Source organism: Pseudooceanicola nitratireducens, from assembly GCF_900109195.1.
Lineage (GTDB): Bacteria > Pseudomonadota > Alphaproteobacteria > Rhodobacterales > Rhodobacteraceae > Pseudooceanicola > Pseudooceanicola nitratireducens.
The window spans coordinates 1-2,244 of sequence record NZ_FNZG01000029.1 but is presented as its reverse complement, the minus strand read 5'-3'; the positions used below and the strand labels follow the sequence as shown (position 1 = coordinate 2,244).

The window sequence follows — 2,244 nt, the reverse complement described above, 5'->3', positions numbered from 1 at the left end:
AGCGCCTCGATCGTGCGCTCGGAATAGTCGATCGCATCACCGACGGTCTTGATGTCCTTCATGTCTATCTCTCCTTCGGTGAAATTCCACGGCGTGCCCGAGCCAAGCCTCTCCGCCATGCCGCGCAGGGCGCGCGCCATGTGGCGCTGGTCCATCCGGTCCAGCAGATCGGCGAGGTTCTTGTAGTCCTTGGCGAAGCCCACCACTTGCGCCTGCGCGATGGCGGATTCCTGGGCCGTCATGACGATCTCGCGCGGCAGACGGGCCTCTTCCTTGGCGCGGTAAACCTCCTCGATCCCGGCGGGCTTCTCGAAAATGCCGCGCTCGAGCCGGGTGGTGGCGTCGAGGATAACGCCATAGCGTTCGGCAATCTCGGCCTGTTTCTCGCGCATCAGCTGCGGCGACATCACGCCCTCGGCCCAGCAGGAGAACCAGGTGCCTTTCTCGACGCCGCGGTTGTTGAGGATGATGTGGGCGTGCTTGTGCGCCCGGTCATCATGGACTGCGAGCACATAGTCCCACTGGTCGCCGTATTCGCCGCTCTCGAAGAAATGCTCCGTCCAGTCCATCGCGATGTCGCGCACCTGGTCGACCGTCACATCGGTCGGGAACGAGAGCAGCATGTGCGAGGTAAAGCCGAGCTTGGTCGAGCCGCGCCAGGTCCCGGCCCAATCCTCGATAATGTCTTCCTTCTGCTCCTCAGAAAGCACCGCCGCATCGGTCAGCGCGTTGGTCATCGTCGAATAGGTGTAGACCGCCTTGTCGTTGATATAGGAGATCTGCGCCCCAAGCGAGGCACGCGTCTTGCAGCCCCCGGCCCGGATCCGTTTGAAGACTGCTGCCCGGCTCTGACCCGACGCCGCCTTCAGCGCGTTGCGCGCCGACATGGATCCGACGCGCGCGAAACTCCGCCCCTGCCGACGCCCCGCCAGCCGCGCGTCGATCCGCGCCGCGGCCCGGCCCCGGATGCGCTCATCCTCCCAGAGACGGCCCATGACCGAGGCATAGAGGGCGAGGGGATCAGCCATTCCTGACGAGCCTCAATCCGCGCTCGATCGTGCGCGGGCTGTCCTCGAGAACCGCGTTCTCCGCCCCCTGCCCTTCTTCCTTTTGCGGCCACTCCTGATGACGCAGCGCCTGCGCCGCATCCTTCATCCGGCCCATCTCACGGCTCATCGACCGCGCCAGATCAAGGAGCTCGATCAGCACCGCACGATCCGCCTCCGAGACTTCCAGCCGACCGCGATGCACCGCCTTGGCGAGCACCAGACCGGCGTCGCTCACATCCTTCGCCTGACGCCACGCGGCGCAGAATTCCGCGACCAGATCACGCGGCACATCAAGGAACCCGCACCGCCCGCGCAGCACCGCATTCAACGCCTGCGACCGGTTGGCAAAACCCCGCGCGCGCCACTCCGCATCGAAGGTTGCAAGCTCGGATCGGCCGGCCCGGAACGCCACCGTCTCGCTTGGATCGCGCACCGTGATCCCCTCGCCCGCCTCCTCTTTCGCGAGCCGGTTCACATGGCGCGGAGAGATGCCGAACGCCGCAGCCAAGTCCTTCGCGCTCTCGCCCGCCGCAAAGCGCCGCGCGACTTCGATGCGCTCTTCAAGCTTCAGGTTTTTCGCTGGCCTCGGCACTAGGGCGTTCTCCCGCTTCCAGAAAATGGATGCATGCGCAGGCGCGCGCGAGGCAGCGATTGCCCGCAATCGCGTTCGCGTGCGGCGGAGCATTCAGCTTTGCGGGAAACGCCCATGACAGACCCCTCGGACAAAATGTGCAAACATTGGCCATATCCTGCCAACGTCTTCCTTCTCTCCTTCGCTTATACTTCAATACATCACATTGCACAATATAACGTTTTGCATGATGTGTCTTTTTGCTGACCTCGGTCGCCATCAAGACCCCGCGTCGCGGCGCGACATAGAACGGGTCCCGCCCTCATCGATGCAGGAAAACCAGGTCGAAAAGGCTTCCGAAACTTGTGTTCAAGATGCACGTGACGACAGACAAACCGAACGCCCGAGCCGGTCACGGGTCGGGCGCGAAGAACACGAAAACGGCACGCGCCGGATGCGCGGGTCACGCCCGTTTAGGGCTTCACGATGCTGGTAAGGGCGAGCGTCAGACCCCTGCGGACCCGAAGACCCGCAGGGGTATCTGGCTCAGTGACCCAGTCCCAGAGAGCGCAGGTCGTCGTAGCGGCTGCGGGCGATCAGAGCCTCGGTCTCGAGGCTGTCGAG

2 protein-coding genes are annotated in these 2,244 nt (G+C 64.1%); both read right to left on the bottom strand.

Features of this window, described 5'->3' with window-relative positions; all coding sequences use genetic code 11:
* Positions 1–1,028, bottom strand: a 1,028-nt coding sequence (locus BMX99_RS19410) for a relaxase/mobilization nuclease domain-containing protein (protein WP_175480283.1), incomplete at its 3' end; no start/stop codon positions are given.
* Complete coding sequence (locus BMX99_RS19405) at positions 1,021–1,641, bottom strand: helix-turn-helix domain-containing protein (RefSeq protein WP_093455158.1); 621 nt, start codon at positions 1,639–1,641, stop codon at positions 1,021–1,023. The genes BMX99_RS19405 and BMX99_RS19410, both read right to left, overlap by 8 nt.
* Positions 1,642–2,244: the final 603 nt, after the last annotated feature.